The 16,141-nt window shown below is 48.7% G+C and carries 13 protein-coding genes; 7 read left to right on the forward strand and 6 right to left on the reverse strand.

All coding sequences use genetic code 11. The features are described 5' to 3' along the window. The first annotated feature begins 1,398 nt into the window (after nt 1-1,398). From G358_RS0103000 to pssA, 7 genes are all read left to right on the forward strand, one after another. Nucleotides 1,399-1,857, forward strand: coding sequence for a CtsR family transcriptional regulator (locus G358_RS0103000; RefSeq protein ID WP_019635728.1), 459 nt, complete (start codon nt 1,399-1,401; stop codon nt 1,855-1,857). Nucleotides 1,858-1,910: 53 nt separating this feature from the next. Continuing rightward, entirely contained in the window at nt 1,911-2,429 is a 519-nt protein-coding gene (locus G358_RS0103005) for a protein-arginine kinase activator protein McsA (protein WP_019635729.1), read from the forward strand. A gap of 12 nt (nt 2,430-2,441) precedes the next feature. Next, nucleotides 2,442-3,500: a protein-arginine kinase McsB gene (locus tag G358_RS0103010; RefSeq protein ID WP_019635730.1), complete on the forward strand. Its 1,059-nt coding sequence runs from the start codon at nt 2,442-2,444 to the stop codon at nt 3,498-3,500. 70 nt (nt 3,501-3,570) lie between these two features. Continuing rightward, nucleotides 3,571-6,018 carry an ATP-dependent protease ATP-binding subunit ClpC gene (gene clpC / locus G358_RS0103015; RefSeq protein WP_019635731.1) on the forward strand — a complete coding sequence of 816 codons (2,448 nt, stop codon included), beginning with the start codon at nt 3,571-3,573 and terminating at the stop codon, nt 6,016-6,018. Between the two features lie 379 nt (nt 6,019-6,397). Then, the gene (gene radA / locus G358_RS0103025; RefSeq protein WP_019635733.1) at nt 6,398-7,765 is read left to right on the forward strand and encodes a DNA repair protein RadA; all 1,368 of its coding nucleotides are present in this window, start codon (nt 6,398-6,400) and stop codon (nt 7,763-7,765) included. A 15-nt stretch (nt 7,766-7,780) separates the two neighbouring features. Beyond that, nucleotides 7,781-8,857 (forward strand): DNA integrity scanning diadenylate cyclase DisA, encoded by a 1,077-nt coding sequence (gene disA / locus G358_RS0103030; protein ID WP_019635734.1) that lies wholly within the window; start codon nt 7,781-7,783, stop codon nt 8,855-8,857. A 67-nt stretch (nt 8,858-8,924) separates the two neighbouring features. Then, nucleotides 8,925-9,656: a CDP-diacylglycerol--serine O-phosphatidyltransferase gene (gene pssA / locus G358_RS0103035; protein WP_019635735.1), complete on the forward strand. Its 732-nt coding sequence runs from the start codon at nt 8,925-8,927 to the stop codon at nt 9,654-9,656. A gap of 318 nt (nt 9,657-9,974) precedes the next feature. Here the strand turns inward: pssA and G358_RS32850 are convergent, their stop codons facing one another. The 6 genes from G358_RS32850 to G358_RS0103065 all read right to left on the reverse strand — a co-directional run bounded on the left by G358_RS32850 (nt 9,975) and on the right by G358_RS0103065 (nt 16,123). Continuing rightward, entirely contained in the window at nt 9,975-10,196 is a 222-nt protein-coding gene (locus G358_RS32850; protein WP_157274240.1) for a hypothetical protein, read from the reverse strand. 72 nt (nt 10,197-10,268) lie between these two features. Further along, a complete protein-coding gene (locus G358_RS0103040; RefSeq protein ID WP_019635736.1) occupies nt 10,269-10,664 on the reverse strand; it encodes a nucleoside triphosphate pyrophosphohydrolase family protein in 396 nt (131 codons plus the stop codon). Nucleotides 10,665-10,942: 278 nt separating this feature from the next. After that, nucleotides 10,943-12,349 (reverse strand): ABC transporter substrate-binding protein, encoded by a 1,407-nt coding sequence (locus G358_RS0103050; protein WP_019635738.1) that lies wholly within the window; start codon nt 12,347-12,349, stop codon nt 10,943-10,945. A 331-nt stretch (nt 12,350-12,680) separates the two neighbouring features. Beyond that, nucleotides 12,681-13,523 (reverse strand): carbohydrate ABC transporter permease, encoded by an 843-nt coding sequence (locus G358_RS0103055; RefSeq protein ID WP_019635739.1) that lies wholly within the window; start codon nt 13,521-13,523, stop codon nt 12,681-12,683. Nucleotides 13,524-13,526: 3 nt separating this feature from the next. After that, nucleotides 13,527-14,414, reverse strand: coding sequence for a carbohydrate ABC transporter permease (locus tag G358_RS0103060; RefSeq protein ID WP_019635740.1), 888 nt, complete (start codon nt 14,412-14,414; stop codon nt 13,527-13,529). A 128-nt stretch (nt 14,415-14,542) separates the two neighbouring features. After that, entirely contained in the window at nt 14,543-16,123 is a 1,581-nt protein-coding gene (locus tag G358_RS0103065; RefSeq protein ID WP_019635741.1) for a response regulator, read from the reverse strand. Nucleotides 16,124-16,141 lie beyond the last annotated feature (18 nt).

Raw genomic sequence — 16,141 nt, forward strand, 5'->3', positions numbered from 1 at the left:
CAGATGTAGGGATTGTGTATGAAAAATCATATAGAATCACTCACGTAGCAGCCAGATGTAGGGATTGTGTATGAAAAATAATATAGAATCACTAACGTAACAGTCAGATTTGGGATTGTATATGAAAAATCATATAGAATCACTCACGTAGCAGCCAGATGCAGAGATTATATATGAAATATCGTATAGAATCACTCAATCATATAGAATCACTAACGTAACAGTCAGATGTTGGGATTATATATGAAATATCGTATAGAATCACTCACGTAGCAGCCAGATGTAGGGATTATATATGAAAAATCATATAGAATCACTCACGTAGCAGTCAGATGTGGGATTATATATGAAATATCGTATAGAATTACTCCCGTAGCAGCCAGATGTAGGGATTGTGTATGAAAAATCATATAGAATTACTCCCGTAGTAGCCAGATGTAGGGATTGTGTATGAAATATCGTACAGAACCACTCTTCCATAGCTGCCAATCCAAGCGGAACAGTACGGAAGTCCAATGCTGAGGTTGACGCTGAGACCGTACCGAGAGCTTTACCTGCTATGGAGACGAATTACTGAGACCGGCAGTTGCCGCATCGTAGCGCCGACTTTATTGCCAAAACAAAATTCCTCCGAGCTATTTATCTCCTTACCTTCAAGCAATGGGCACTAGGTTCTAACTGTTTTTTTCTGCAAAAGTAAACCTAACAAGTACTGTCGGCGGATTGCCAGCAGTGCTTTGTTTTATTTTTCATTTCTTTATTTAACCTTCCTTGTCACCGGAGTTATCTTCGCCTTGCCGGTCTCTCACATCGTATCGTCGCGAGCTGCGTTTAATGGCAAATGTCTGTTTGAATAACTTATCCTTCCGAGGTTACACTGAAATATATAGAGTACACCTCTTGGCAAACAATAAAAATGTGATATAATAAATCCAAAGTCAAAGAAAGTCAAAGTCAACAAACGTTAGCCAACACTGAATCATTGGGCCACTGAGTCACCAAGCATGAGTCACTTGCGCCACATGATCACAAGAGTTAAATGAGTCACAAAGTATGTGTTACAAGCATGAACATGAGTCACAAGCATGTGTCACGAGCATAAATTATGAGCCGCGTGAATTACAAGGCATGTGTCACGAGCACAAATTATGAGCCGCGTGAGTCACAAGTATGTGTCACGAGCATAAATTATGAGCCGCGTGAGTCACAAGCATGTGTCACGAGCATAAATTATGGGCCGCGTGAATTACAAGCATGTGCCACGGGCATGAGTAACATGTATGAGCCACATGTATGAGCCACATGTATTACATGTACTACACGAATTACACGGGTAACTTGCCGGACGAGGCGGCATTTCGTGTCGGCTTTACGTTTGAGCATGGGAGGGATGTTTGATTGCGTAATATCTCCGATATTATCGAAAAATATCTAAAGGGTATTTTGCATGAAAGTCCTGAAGGAACCGTTGAAATTCAGCGCAATGAACTGGCTGACCAATTTTCCTGCGTACCTTCGCAAATTAACTATGTCATCAGTACCCGGTTTACTTTAGAGAAAGGGTACCTGGTGGAGAGCAAGCGGGGCGGCGGCGGTTATGTCCGGATTCGGCGCATTGAGCTGCCCGGACCGATCAGCCTGCACACACATTTGCATCAGACGATCGGGAATGAAATGGGTCAAACGGCAGCAGAGGGGCTAATATATCAATTGGAGGAAGCCCGTTTCCTCAGCAGCCGCGAAGCGGCACTCATGCGGGCAGCCATATCCAGAGAAGTGTTAATGATTAAGCTGCCGGAGCGGGATCGAATCCGGGCTAGAATTATGAAGGCTATGCTGATTTCGCTGCTAGGCTAAATGAGTCTATTTGAGTCTATCTGAGTCTATCCAAGGTAAGGGAGGGACGTCCTATGCTTTGTCAAGAATGCGGAAAACGACCCGCAACACTGCATTTTACTAAAATTGTAAACGGTGAAAAGACGGAGTTTCATATTTGCGAAGCCTGCGCCCGCGAGAAGGGCGAGCTTATTCCCGGAACATCCGGAGGATTTTCCATCCACAACCTGTTATCCGGTTTGCTGGATTTCGGACCAGGAGGTCAAGCTCAGGGGAATAAATCACCTGAACATCTTCGCTGCGAGGAATGCGGTCTGACCTATTCCCAGTTTAGCAAAATCGGGCGCTTCGGGTGCAGCTCCTGCTATAAATACTTCAATGACCGGCTGGATCCGCTGTTCAAACGGGTACACGGCAACACGATGCATGTGGGCAAAGTGCCTAAAAGAGTAGGAAGCCACATTCAAGTCAAGCGCAAGCTCGACGAGCTTCGTAAGGAGCTGCAGTACCGAATCCATCAGGAAGAGTTTGAAGAAGCGGCGGCTCTGCGGGATCAAATCCGCGAGCTTGAGAAGAACATTTCCGCAGAGTAGGAGGAATGAGCGATGACAAAACTTCGGTTTACAGAACAACCGCTGAGCGAATGGATGAGAAGCGGAGGCAAGGAGTCCGAAATCGTCATTAGCAGCCGTGTCCGAATTGCGCGAAATTTGCAGAATCAGCCCTTCCCCATGCTGGCTACCAACCAGCAGTCTGAGGAGGTGCTAAATCAGCTGCAGAGCGTACTGGAGGATGAGCAAATGGAGCAATTCGGCCAATTGTCTCCGATCCTTCTCGCAGAGCTGGATGAGCTTGATAAGAAGGTGCTGGTAGAGAAGCATTTGATCAGCCCGAATTTGGCTGGCGAATCCAGAAGCGGCGCGGTGTTCATTAGTGACGACGAAAGCTTGAGCATCATGGTGAATGAAGAGGATCATTTGCGGATCCAATGCCTGTATCCTGGATTACAGATCGAAGAAGCCTGGGAAAAGGCCACCTCGGTGGACGATATTTTTGAAGCGCATGTCGATTATGCTTTTGATGATAATCGCGGCTTTTTGACCAGTTGTCCTACCAACGTAGGAACCGGACTTAGGGCTTCTGTCATGATGCACTTGCCTGCACTCGTGTTGACCCAGCAAATCAACCGCATCCTTTCAGCCGTCTCTCAGGTCGGTCTGACCGTACGCGGTATTTATGGTGAAGGAAGCGAAGCGACTGGGAACTTGTTTCAAATCTCAAATCAGATTACACTGGGACAAAGCGAATCTGAAATTATAGAAAATTTGTACAGTGTCGTAATGCAAATCATTGAGCATGAGAAGTCATCCAGGGAGAGATTAATGTCAGAATCCCGCCTGCGGATGACGGACCGGGTGATGCGTTCCTATGGGATATTGTCCTATGCGGCGGTTATCGATTCCAAGGAAGCGGCCCAGCGATTGTCCGATGTCAGATTAGGCGTAGACCTCGGCTTGATCGATAATTTGTCCGTGCAGGTATTAAATGAATTGAATGTGTTGACTCAGCCTGGATTTTTGCAGAAGAAATTTCAGGTAAGCATGTCTCCGGGCGAACGCGATATGTATCGCGCCAAGCTCATTCGTGAGCAATTGGGTAAATAAAAGAAACAATGTAAAGGAAATAACGTAAAAAGAAACTACGCAAAGATAACATTCATGGAGGTGTAGGAGTATGATGTTTGGAAGATTTACAGAGCGTGCCCAGAAGGTATTGGCACTCGCCCAAGAAGAAGCCGTACGGCTTGGACATAACAATATTGGTACAGAGCATATTTTACTTGGATTAATCCGTGAAGGCGAAGGGATTGCCGCCAAGGCGCTGATCGGTCTTGGACTCGGACTGGAGAAAATTCAGGATGAAGTTGAGACGCTAATCGGCCGCGGACAAGAGCAGCCGACGAATATTGCCTATACACCGAGAGCGAAGAAAGTTATCGAGTTGTCCATGGATGAGGCCCGTAAGCTGGGTCATACGTATGTAGGCACTGAGCATATATTGCTCGGCCTGATCCGGGAAGGCGAGGGTGTGGCTGCGCGCGTGCTGAACAACCTCGGCATCAGCCTGAACAAGGCGCGCCAGCAAGTGCTGCAGCTGCTTGGAAGCAGCGAGGCGGTTTCCAGTCATCACGGCACCCAGCCTAATGTAAATACGCCAACCCTCGACAGCTTGGCGCGTGACTTGACGGTGTCGGCCAAAGAGAGCAATCTCGACCCGGTCATCGGCAGAAGCAAAGAAATCGAACGCGTCATTCAAGTTTTGAGCCGCCGGACGAAGAACAATCCAGTGCTGATCGGTGAGCCGGGTGTAGGGAAGACGGCGATTGCCGAAGGCCTGGCCCAGAAAATCATCAACAACGAAATTCCGGAAACCCTCCGCGATAAAAGAGTAATGACGCTCGATATGGGTTCAGTTGTAGCCGGCACGAAATATCGGGGCGAATTTGAAGATCGGCTGAAAAAAATTATGGATGAAATCCGCCAAGCCGGGAACATCATTTTGTTTATCGACGAACTGCATACATTAATCGGCGCAGGCGGAGCAGAGGGAGCGATCGACGCCTCCAACATTCTGAAGCCGGCACTGGCGCGCGGCGAGCTGCAATGCATCGGTGCAACGACGCTGGATGAATACCGCAAATATATCGAGAAGGACGCCGCTCTCGAGCGCCGCTTCCAGCCGATTACGGTTGATCAGCCTTCGGTAGACGAAGCGATTCAAATTTTACATGGACTGCGTGACCGTTATGAGGCGCACCACCGGGTTAAAATTACCGACGAGGCCATTGAACAGGCGGTGAAGCTGTCTGACCGGTATATCCAGGACCGTTTCCTGCCGGATAAAGCGATTGACCTGATCGATGAGGCAGGCTCTAAAGTAAGGCTCAACTCTTACACGGTTCCGCCTAACCTGAAGCAGCTCGAAAGCCGTCTGGAAGATATCCGCAAAGAGAAGGACGCTGCCGTGCAAAGCCAGGAGTTTGAGAAGGCTGCGGCACTGCGTGACACGGAACAGAAAATCCGCGAAGAGCTGGACGTCACGAAAAACCAGTGGAAAGAGAAGCAGGGCCGTACCGATTCCGAGGTTACGCCGGAGGATATCGCTCAGGTGGTAGCCAGTTGGACCGGTATTCCGGTAAACAAGCTGAAGGAAGAGGAGACAGAGCGTCTGCTTAATATGGAGCAAATCCTGCATGAGCGGGTGATCGGCCAGGCAGAAGCGGTTAAAGCGGTCAGCCGGGCGATTCGCCGGGCCCGCGCCGGATTGAAAGATCCAAAGCGGCCGATGGGATCCTTTATTTTCCTTGGTCCTACGGGAGTCGGGAAGACCGAGTTGGCCCGCGCCCTCGCAGAAGCGATGTTTGGCGACGAGAATGCGGTAATCCGGATCGACATGTCCGAGTATATGGAGAAACATTCGACAGCCCGTCTGGTCGGTGCTCCTCCGGGATACGTCGGTTATGAGGAAGGCGGACAACTGACGGAGAAGGTGCGCCGCAAGCCATATTCCGTTGTGCTGCTGGATGAAATCGAGAAAGCTCACCCCGAAGTATTCAACATTCTGCTTCAGGTGCTGGAAGATGGCCGTTTGACCGATTCCAAGGGCCGTGTTGTTGATTTCCGCAATACGCTGATCATCCTGACCTCGAACGTCGGGGCGGAAGCGATCAGACGCAATACGCGGCTCGGCTTCACCGCAGTGGAGGATTCGGGGGCCGATTACGACAATATGAAGGGGAAAGTAATGGAAGAGCTCAAGAAGAGCTTCCGTCCGGAGTTTTTGAACCGGATCGACGAGATTATCGTGTTCCATTCCCTCGACCAATCGCACATCGGCGAAATTGTATCGCTCATGGCAGAGGAGTTGCGTAAACGGCTGCACGAATACGATGTAGATTTCGTCTTGACCGATCAAGCGAAGGAATTCCTCGCTAAAGAAGGCTTCGATCCGGCATATGGCGCACGTCCGCTTCGCCGGGCGATTCAGAAGCATATCGAGGATCGCCTGTCTGAAGAGCTGCTGACCGGCAATGTGCAGAAGGGCGATGCCCTGACCATTGACGTGGAAGATGGCGGCCTATCCGTCAAAAAGACAGGAGCCTTCGTAAAAAGCGACAAGTAACAAGCGATAAGTAAGAATTAAGGAGCAAGAAAGCAGCAAGTAAGATGCAGCAAGTATGAATAATCACTAAGTAAGAAGTGATAAGTAAGATCAACAAGCAAGAAAGCAACACTCAAAGCGATAGAAAAAAGACAGCTTTAGGAAGCAAGTGCTCCCTAAAGCTGTCTTTTCTTTGCTCCAATGCTGTTACCTTTTTTGCGAATCCAGGAAAAATAATCGTGAATTTGGATCGGCGTCAGCCGGGCGATTCCCATATTTACACAAACCCAGCGAAAAACCTTTACGTTAAATCTGAAACAATGGTAAACTTTGAGTGTTACCCTTAGTGGTTCGAGCTGCAAGGTTTGTCAAATTTTGCAGATATAATAAGGAGAGAGAAATGGTTAAAGTAAAGACGAAGTTTTTTTGTACTGAATGCGGATACGAATCGCCAAAATGGTATGGAAAATGCCCAGGCTGCGGTTCATGGAATTCCATGGTCGAAGAAACGGAGAAGGTTGTAAAGACGCAAGGGATGTCCTCGGGTTTATTTCATACGAAAGAAAAGCCGCTTCCCATCATAAATATAGAAAGTGACAAAGAGCCGCGAATTGTTACCGGAATCGGGGAACTGAACCGCGTGCTGGGAGGTGGAGTTGTTCCGGGGTCATTAGTTCTTGTAGGCGGCGATCCCGGGATCGGCAAATCAACACTGCTGCTACAGACGTCGCACGAGATGGCCAAGGAGGGACTAAGGGTCCTGTATATTTCCGGAGAGGAGTCGATCCGCCAGACGAAGCTGAGAGCGGAAAGGCTGGGCGCCTTGTCACCGGAGCTCTATGTACTCTGTGAGAGCGACATGGAATCCATCGAAGCGTCGATCGATGATTTGAAGCCGGACTTTCTCGTCATCGACTCAATCCAAACCGTATACTTGCCGGAGGTGACCAGTGCGCCGGGCAGCGTCTCCCAAGTACGGGAATGTACAGCGCGCTTCATGCGCATTGCCAAAGGGCAAGGAATTGCCACTGTGCTGGTCGGACATGTGACCAAGGAAGGGGCAATCGCCGGGCCGCGGCTGCTGGAGCATATGGTGGACTGCGTCCTCTATTTCGAGGGAGAACGGCACCATTCTTACCGGCTTTTGCGAGCGGTCAAAAACCGTTTCGGTTCCACAAACGAAATCGGGATTTTCGAAATGAACGAATCCGGCTTAACAGAGGTTATCAATCCCTCGGAATTGTTTCTCTCCGAACGCCCGCTTGGCGTGTCCGGTTCCACTGTTGTAGCCAGCATGGAAGGGACGCGTCCGATGCTGGTGGAACTGCAGGCTTTAATTGCTGCGACGCATTTTCCATCCCCGCGGCGGATGGCCACCGGGGTCGATCATCACCGGATGGGGCTTATTATCGCCGTACTGGAGAAGCGAATGGGCATGTTCCTGCAAAATCAGGACGCCTATGTTAACTTGGCTGGCGGAGTGAAGCTGGATGAACCAGCAGTCGACCTGGCGATCGCTGTCAGCATTGCCTCAAGCTTCCGGGATTTGCCGACCAAGCCGGATGATGTCATCTTTGGGGAAGTCGGCTTGACAGGGGAAGTTCGGGCCGTCTCCAGAGCGGAACAAAGAGTAAGAGAAGCAGCCAAGCTCGGCTTCAAACGGGTTATTCTTCCCGAGAAGAGCATGAAGGGGTGGCAAAGCCCGTCAGGCATTCAATTGATTGGTGTCAATACCGTTGCAGATGCGCTAACTGTTGCGTTAGATTAGGGGGCATTAGAACTCATGAAAGAAACTACCCATGCGGAGAAAATGAACGACTTACTTCGGCTCGTTGCACCAGGCACCGCTTTTCGCGACGGACTGGAGAATGTGCTCCGGGCTAAGACAGGCGGACTGATCGTAGTGGGATACAGCCCAGAGGTAATGGAAGTGGTTGAAGGGGGGTTCTCCATTAACTGTGACTTCTCCCCGAACTACTTATACGAACTGGCTAAGATGGACGGGGCAATCATTATGAGCGAGGATTTGAAAAGAATTCTGTATGCGAACACCCAGCTCATTCCAGATTCCTCTATCTCATCATCAGAGACGGGAATTCGCCACCGGACCGCAGAGCGTGTGGCGAAGCAGACGGGTAAGCTTGTCGTCTCGATTTCGCAACGACGGAACATTATAACGCTGTATCAGGGCGGGCTACGGTATTCACTCAAGGAAATCGGAGTCATACTTACGAAAGCGAACCAGGCGATTCAGACGCTTGAGAAATATAGAGCTGTACTCAATCAGGCACTAACGAATTTAACGGCTTCGGAGTTTGAAGAGCTTGTTTCCGTGCCGGAGGTAATTAATGTTATCCAGCGGGTCGAGATGGTCATCCGAATAAAAATGGAGATCAAGCGCTTCATTAACGAGCTTGGTTCCGAAGGCCGCCTAATCAGTATGCAAATGGAGGAACTGGTTAGCAATATGGAGGAAGAAGCCTGGCTATTATACAAAGACTATGCTAAGGACGATCATGATGAGGCCATTCGCGAAATTATTCTTGGTTTGAAGCGTTCCAGTGACGATGAACTGCTGGAAATAAGCCATATTTCGCGATTGCTTGGTTACCCAGCCTCTGCCGCCATGTCCGAAGATTTGATATCTCCTCGGGGATACCGCGTACTCAACAAGATTCCACGATTGCCAAACGTTATTATCCATAATCTTGTTGAACGTTTTAAGGAGCTTCCTGGCGTGCTGATGGCGACAATCGATGAGCTGGATGAAGTGGATGGTATTGGGGAAGTAAGAGCAAGAACGATTAAAGAAGGTCTGAAGAGACTGCAGGAACAAGCGTTCATTGACAGACAAATTTAATTAAAAACACCCCATTATCCGATATAATTATAATTATTATTATTGGAAATTTATCCGAGGTGAAGAGATGTTTACGAAATCACTTCCAAATGTGTGTACCCTTGGCAACCTGTTTCTCGGGATGTTATCCATTATTTTCGCATTTGAGGGGAAATACAGCATGGCCGCGATTATGGTCATCGTAGCTATGCTGCTCGATGGATTGGATGGACGAGTAGCGCGTGCCTTGAATGCGCAGAGCGAATTTGGCAAAGAACTGGACTCCTTATCCGATGTTATATCCTTTGGCGTTGCGCCTGCGATTTTGATGTACACGATCGCTTTCAGCAGCATCCAACCCGGACTCGCCTGGGCGATCACCGCGATCTTCCCGATGTGCGGCGCGCTGAGGCTGGCTCGCTTCAATGTTCGGAAGGGCGTGCCTGGTTATTTTATCGGACTGCCGATCCCTGCCGCAGGCGGGGTTATAGCAACGTTGTCCTTATTTCATAAAAATATTACGGCTCCATATTTTATCTTTGGAATTATACTCGTTTCATACTTGATGGTCAGCTCCGTCAAATATCCGAACTTCAAAAAGATCGGTCTTCCCAAAAAGGGAGTGATGCTGGCTCCGCTGGTCGTTATTTTTGCGGTCACCATTGCGGTGGTATTTCCAGAGGAATTATCGAAATTGATATTCATACCGCTTGTTCTTTATGCTGCTTATGGGATTAAGCAGACTTTCGACAAATTGCTTCGCCGCAGCAAGCAAGCGGAAGAGGAAGAGGCGGAGGAAGCCTACAACACCAAGCGATGACAGGACCAATGTCCGAATATGGACAGTCTGAACGATGAATTCAAAAAAGCATGAATGCCTGCATTGGCATCCATGCTTTTTTTGTTCTTTGCAACAACATTAAGCGCATCCCCGCAGGGGACAGCGAACACTAGCACATAATGACAACAAAAAGCCCAAACGTCGTCCCCCCGCCAGCAGGAGCTCAATGGTTGAGCGGTACCCGCAGGTACCAAGCGCGCAATATACAACATTAAGCGCATCCCCGTAGGGGACAGCGAGCACAAGCACATAGTGACAACAAAATGCTCAATACGACCGCCTCCCACCTGCAGGAGCTCAGAAGTTGAGCGTACCCGCAGGGTGACAAGCGGATCCCAGCACACTGCTGCCCAGGCGCTCCGAAAGAAGAATTACGAGCAGCATGTTTCCAGGCAGCCCGGGTGAGCCAAGAGTAAGACGTACCCGAAGGGGGAAAAGCGTTCCACGCACAACGTTAAGCGCATCCCCGTTAGGGGACAGCGAGCAGGAGCGTCTCTTCCCCTCCCACGTTACTTTCATTGTGGGAGTCCAGAGGGCAAAGCCCTTGGGGCCCTCCCTAGGCAGGGAGGGTTTGGGTGGGTACGAAAGAAACTATGATAAATTAAACAATCCCAACGTGGAGCATTTCTGTGATTCGCGTTTAACGACTTCATCCATGTCGATATCAAGCGAATTACATAGTGCGGACATATAGAAAAGATTACGCCCTAATTCATTAGTGATGGCGTCTCGGCAGTTCTCGCACAGTTCGCCATGAACATGCTTGCGGATCGTTTCCTTTGCGTGCTGCAAATCCATGCCGGGCTCGAATTGCTGCTTTGTGGCATGAAGCTCGATGCAACCGCATTCAGTTACTGATTTCGTGACAGAGCGGACGACGGCCGCATTGGTTTGTCCTAACTTGGACAGGACATCTAGTAAACTTCGGTGACGGAGTAACAAATCGGAAACTTGTTCTTGAAAAGATTGCAGGCTTGGAGCGCTCATTTTTCCATCCACCTCAAATTATTATGAATTGAGTTCATTATATGCCACAATTTCCCTTGATATCAAGCTGGAATTCCCATAATGATAGGGTTTGTGCCCATTTTAATGCGGAAGAGGTCCGGATTTTACAGCCGGTTGGGCAAATATCGGCAGCGAATGAGGGGTTGCGGTGAAAATGAGAGCACGCGGTGAAAATCAGGATACTTACATAGCGAGGCCTGGCATGAGCCGGGTTGCCAAAATCCCGGGAGTCCATGCCAGGCAAGTTTTGCTGGAGTTTATTTGAAGCTTTTTTGGTACTCGGCTAATGCTGCTTCCATTGCTTGCGCCCATTCATCCAGGAATTCCTCTGGGCTCTCTTTTCCTAGAAGAACGGATTGAAAGCCGGGCTCCAGCACATTGAGCTGAATTGAAGAGTAATCCGGTAAATAAATTGGAGGGATCAGCACCTTCGTCGTGGGATCGGCGATGGCTTCGGACAGCGCAAGTATATGCTGGCTGTTCTTTACCCACTCACTGTTCAAGGAATCGACACGAGTTGGCATTTGACCGATGTTTTGATTCCAATAGTTTTGGCTTTCCTCGCTTGCTAGGAACGTAAGGAATTTCCAGGCGGCTTCCGGGTTTTTGGACGATTTAAAAATGGCCAGGCCTACATTGTCGCCGCCGGTAACTACCCGGTACCCTTGTGTGGATTTCGGCAATGGAGCAGCCTTGAATTCCGTAGCATTTTCTCCAAATGCCTTCGTGTGCTCGCCGAAGGAGCCTAAATTATGCTGGACCATGGCGGCTATTCCCGTATCAAATACAGCGACCATTTCTTTATAACCGTTTGTTACATCACTGGTTGGCGTATTTTTTCCATACAGCTGCACATATTTCTCTAAAAATTCGACGTGAGCCGGATCGTTGATCGTTGCTTTCCCGTCTTGATCAAAGTACTCGGTAATTCCGGAATAGGCATATAAAATTTCTGTAAGCTGCTTGGAACTGCCTGCACCGCCGCGAATCGTATAGCCATAGCGCCCCTTTGCGGAATCGGTCAGCTTACCCGCCGTAGCGAAAAATTCATCAAAGGTTTGCGGCACGCTTATGCCCGCGTCCTCGAACCAGTCTGCGCGATACCACAGAGTGCTGTAGTTACTCGTATTCGGAATTTGATAAAGCTTCCCGTCCGGCGCGGAGCTTCGGCTGCCGTCAATGGCGGATGGGGCGATTTTATCCTTTTCGCTCCAATTGCTGAAGTAATCCTCCAGGTCAAGCAGCACTCCTTTGGCAACGAAATCTGAAATCCAGAATTGATTGAGGCCTCCGATATCAGGCATTTCATTAGAGGCGATGGCGACATCATACTTTTGCTTGGCGCTTGAAGCGGGCAAGCCTACATAATCAACCTTGATATCCGGGTTGGCAGCTTCAAAGCGGTTGATCAGCTCCTCGTAATATGGAGTACGCTGGGGACCGGAGTTTTCGTCCCAAAACGTAATCGACACCTGTTCACCGGAACTGCTGGAATTACCAGAGCCCCCAGAGCCTTCAGAACCTCCAGAGTTGTCGGAACTGCTCAAACTGACGCTGCCATTGCCGCCATTCACCGATTTGTTAGAGCCGCAGCCGGTTAAAGCTGCGGAAAGAATTAAAATAATGGCTATTGCTGCAGCCGCATATCTTCTCATTTTCATCATGCGAGACTCCCCCTTATAGTAGCTAAAAATTAGGATACGGTACGCAAAGCTAGGCAAAAGTAAAGCAAAAGCCCGAGAAACAGAAAGCAAGTGAGGCAAGTGAAGTAAGTGAGCAGATAAAAAAGCAAGCAGTAAATCAAGCAAAATTAAGTAATAAAGTAACCAAGTAGGCTGAGCCATCTAAGCAATCTAAGCCATCTAAGAAAACTAAGTAGACTAAGTAGACTAAGTAGACTAAGCAGATCAAGCAGATCAAGCAAACCAAGCAATCTAAGCAATCCAAGCAAACCAGTAAGCCAAAACCAAGCTGAGTCAAAGCTAAGTCAAAGCGCTAACCTTTCACCGCACCTGCACCAAGGCCTTGAACCAAATATTTTTGCACATAGGAGAACAGGATGACGACGGGTACGAGGGCGATGACGCTTCCGGCCGCAAGCGCACCATAATTGATGTCGAATTCCCCCTGCATATAGCTAAGACCAACGGGCAGGGTGAACAAGGGCTTCTTGGTAATGAACATGAGCGCAAACAGGAATTCGTTCCATGCTCCGATAAACGTAAAGACTGATGTAGCCACAAGACCCGGGACCAGAATGGGGAGGATAACATGGTAGATCGCTTGTAAGCGGTTGCAGCCATCGACCTCCGCCGCCTCCTCCAGCGCTTCTGGAATGCCGCGGATAAATCCGCTCATCAGAATGGCATTGAAGGGAAGCTGGAAAGCGGAATAAGTAATAATTAGTCCCAAGTGCGTACCTGTAAGGCTCATCGCTTTAAACTGCATAAACAGCGGAATGAGAAGCATGGCCCCTGGTACAAATTGCGTGCAGAGCAGCAAGAGCATAAAAGCGTTCTTGCCTTTGAACTGAAACCTGGAAATCGCATATCCCGCCAGGATGGAAAGGATCAGTACGATGAGTACGGTAGCTAAAGCGATGAACATACTGTTCCTGAAAAAAATGGAGAAACCGACATTGTTCCACGACAGGATAAAATTTTCCAAGGTAGCCGGCGTCGGTAAATATTGAATCGGCATCTTCGTAATATTCGCTTCGTGTTTAAGGGAAGTATTGATCGTCCAGTAGAACGGGATCATGATGAACAAGAGCAGAACGGTCAAAGGCAGGTAGCGATAGATGAAATGACTGTAGAGCCTTTCCAGCTTGTGGTTCATCTGTTACTCCTCCTTTCCGAAGCCGCTGAATTTCAAATAAAGTGCTGCGAACAGAGTCAGCAGAATAACGCCAATGACAGTCAGGGCCGATCCATAACCATAGTTGTTCGACTTGATCGCCTGATTGGCGATATACATTGGCAGCGTCATCGTCATGTTAGCCGGGCCGCCGCCCGTCATCGTAAAGATGAGGTCGACGTTGTTAAACTCCCATACCGCCCGCAGCAGGGTGGTCAGGACGATCGTATCTTTAAGATAAGGCAGTGTAATGCTGAAAAAAGAACGCCATCTGCCGCCGCCATCCACTTTGCAGGACTCATACAGCTCGCCCGGAATATTTTGCATCGCGGCCAATAGTGTAATCGCGAAGAATGGAATGCCCCGCCACAGCTCGGCCGTTACGATGGAACCGAAGGCAGTATCCGGACTGGCGGTCCAGGCGATATTTTGTGATATGATCCCGATCTTTTTCAACAGATCGTTGATTACGCCAAAATGCTCATTAAACATAATGGACCACATAGTTGCCGTAATGACGCCGGAGATAGCCCAAGGAAGGAAAGCGGCAGCCCGGGCTAATCCGCGAAACCGGAACGTCTGATTAAGCAGCAGTGCCAGAATCAGGCCTAGGATCAATTGCAGGACAACCTCGGACAATACCCATTTTAAAGAGATAGACAATGTCGAATAGAAAATTTTGTCGTTCGTAAATATTTGCACGAAATTATCGAACCCGGTAAAGCCATTTGCATAAGGCTTCGCAGGGTTGTAATTTTGTAAGCTTAGAACAAACACGTTTGCGATGGGGTAGAACAGAAATCCAACCAGCAGGATGACCGACGGTGCTATGAACAGGTATGGCCGCCATTTCTTGTTGATGAATACACTCATGAACTTTATCACCATCTCCCTTTTGAACAAGTTTGCTAGCCGGCTTGCAAGCGAATTCGTACAAACTCATTATAAAATTGGATGGCGAGCTCACGGAATGCAATATCTTATCACGAATGTTTCATATTTTAGGATGAACCTTTAAAGGCGGAAGGTGAGAAACCGGTATATTTTTTGAAGCAGGTGCTGAAATATTGGGCATTGCCGTATCCAACCAGTTCGGCCACTTCGTACGATTTCAAATCCTTCAGGCGCAGCAGCTCCATGGCTGCCGTCATTCGGGTTTCCAGCAAATAATCACTGAAGTTGACGTTCTGTTCCTTTTTGAAAATATAACTCAGATAGGTCGGGCTAATATGAACCTCGTCCGCTACGTCCTGCAAAGAGAGACGCTCTCGCATGTAGTTTTTCTCGATATATTCCATCGCTTGCTTGACGATCTCCTTCTGCTGATTTTCTCTGCTGGTATTGACAGCGTTCGCCAAGCGGGCGGCCATCTGCCGAATTTCCGCGAAAACCTCTTTAATCGTTTGCGTATGTTGAATGAGCTCGGTTAACCGGTTGAAATCATCATCGTGCACAAGCTCTCGCAAATCGGAGTCGGCGTAAATGAGAATGACCGTCTCTAGCGCCTTCAGCTTGACTTGATGCAGCGTAATTGAACGGGCGCTCAGCAGCTTGGCTTCGATTTGGTCCAGCAGCAGTCCCGCGTCTTTCTCCAGACCCAGCTTGACCTTGAGCGTCAGCATCTTCTCCAGATCCAAAATATCAATCGACTGGGGCAGATGGGGCAGACCCGTATCCTGAATGGAAATCACCTGATTTTTGCCGATAATATGCCGGATTTCTAAGGCGGACTTGGCATCTGAATACGATTTTGTCACCTGGGCAAGGTGCTGATATAGAAAGCCCATGCCCGCCGTCACCGTCGTTTTCAAATAGCGCTCTACGCTTTCGCGGATCTCCTCGGTGATGGAGAAGCAGCAGGATTGCAGGGTTTCTTCCGTACCCTTCAAGGCAAGAAGGACGATGATTTCATCATCGATCGATTCGAATACAAACCCGGCCTGCTCCCGGGCGATAATTTCTTCGGCGACGTTCTCGATGCAGTACTTGAGCATTTCCTTGCCGAACCGGTGATGATAATTATCGGCGGTGTAATCATCTGCTTTCAAAATGACCGTCATGTAGAAATCGTAATCGAAGTTTAAGTCAAGGATGCCGGCCTGAAAGGCTAAGGCCTCAGCGGACAGCTTGCCGCGGATTAAACGCTCGAAAAATCGCTGCTTCAGCAAAGGGATGCCTTCCAGCAGCTTTAGCTTCAACTGATGATCATAGTTCCATTCCGCAGCGGCACGCTGCACGGTATCAAGTAAATTACCGTTATCGACCGGCTTTAACAAGTAGTCGAAAACTTTCATTTTTAACGCTTCTTTGGCGAATTCCAGCTCGTCATATCCTGTCATCAGAATGATTTTCATTTCCGGATATTTGGATTTCACGATGCTTGTCAGCGTCAGTCCGTCCATAATAGGCATACGAATGTCGGCGATAATGATATGAGGCTCCGTTGCTTCAATCAGTTCCAGCCCCCGCTCGCCGTCTCCGGCCGTGCCTGCCAGGACAATGTCCAGCGCTTCCCAGCAAATGGTTTGACTAAGACCTCTGCGAATTAATCCGTCATCATCAATAATGACCAGCTTTAACATAGCGCACACTCCTTAAAT

The organism is Paenibacillus fonticola DSM 21315 (assembly GCF_000381905.1).
Lineage (GTDB): Bacteria > Bacillota > Bacilli > Paenibacillales > Paenibacillaceae > Fontibacillus > Fontibacillus fonticola.

What these genes read in the sequence shown, in the direction of transcription:
- G358_RS32850 (WP_157274240.1), bottom strand. Translation starts at nt 10,196, where the DNA reads ATGAAAGTAACGTGGGAGGGGAAGAGACGCTCCTGCTCGCTGTCCCCT.
- G358_RS0103010 (WP_019635730.1), top strand. Translation starts at nt 2,442, where the DNA reads ATGACAAAACTTCGGTTTACAGAACAACCGCTGAGCGAATGGATGAGA.
- G358_RS0103060 (WP_019635740.1), bottom strand. Translation starts at nt 14,414, where the DNA reads ATGAGTGTATTCATCAACAAGAAATGGCGGCCATACCTGTTCATAGCA.
- G358_RS0103005 (WP_019635729.1), top strand. Translation starts at nt 1,911, where the DNA reads ATGCTTTGTCAAGAATGCGGAAAACGACCCGCAACACTGCATTTTACT.
- G358_RS0103040 (WP_019635736.1), bottom strand. Translation starts at nt 10,664, where the DNA reads ATGAGCGCTCCAAGCCTGCAATCTTTTCAAGAACAAGTTTCCGATTTG.
- G358_RS0103055 (WP_019635739.1), bottom strand. Translation starts at nt 13,523, where the DNA reads ATGAACCACAAGCTGGAAAGGCTCTACAGTCATTTCATCTATCGCTAC.
- G358_RS0103050 (WP_019635738.1), bottom strand. Translation starts at nt 12,349, where the DNA reads ATGATGAAAATGAGAAGATATGCGGCTGCAGCAATAGCCATTATTTTA.
- disA (WP_019635734.1), top strand. Translation starts at nt 7,781, where the DNA reads ATGAAAGAAACTACCCATGCGGAGAAAATGAACGACTTACTTCGGCTC.
- radA (WP_019635733.1), top strand. Translation starts at nt 6,398, where the DNA reads ATGGTTAAAGTAAAGACGAAGTTTTTTTGTACTGAATGCGGATACGAA.
- pssA (WP_019635735.1), top strand. Translation starts at nt 8,925, where the DNA reads ATGTTTACGAAATCACTTCCAAATGTGTGTACCCTTGGCAACCTGTTT.
- G358_RS0103065 (WP_019635741.1), bottom strand. Translation starts at nt 16,123, where the DNA reads ATGTTAAAGCTGGTCATTATTGATGATGACGGATTAATTCGCAGAGGT.
- clpC (WP_019635731.1), top strand. Translation starts at nt 3,571, where the DNA reads ATGATGTTTGGAAGATTTACAGAGCGTGCCCAGAAGGTATTGGCACTC.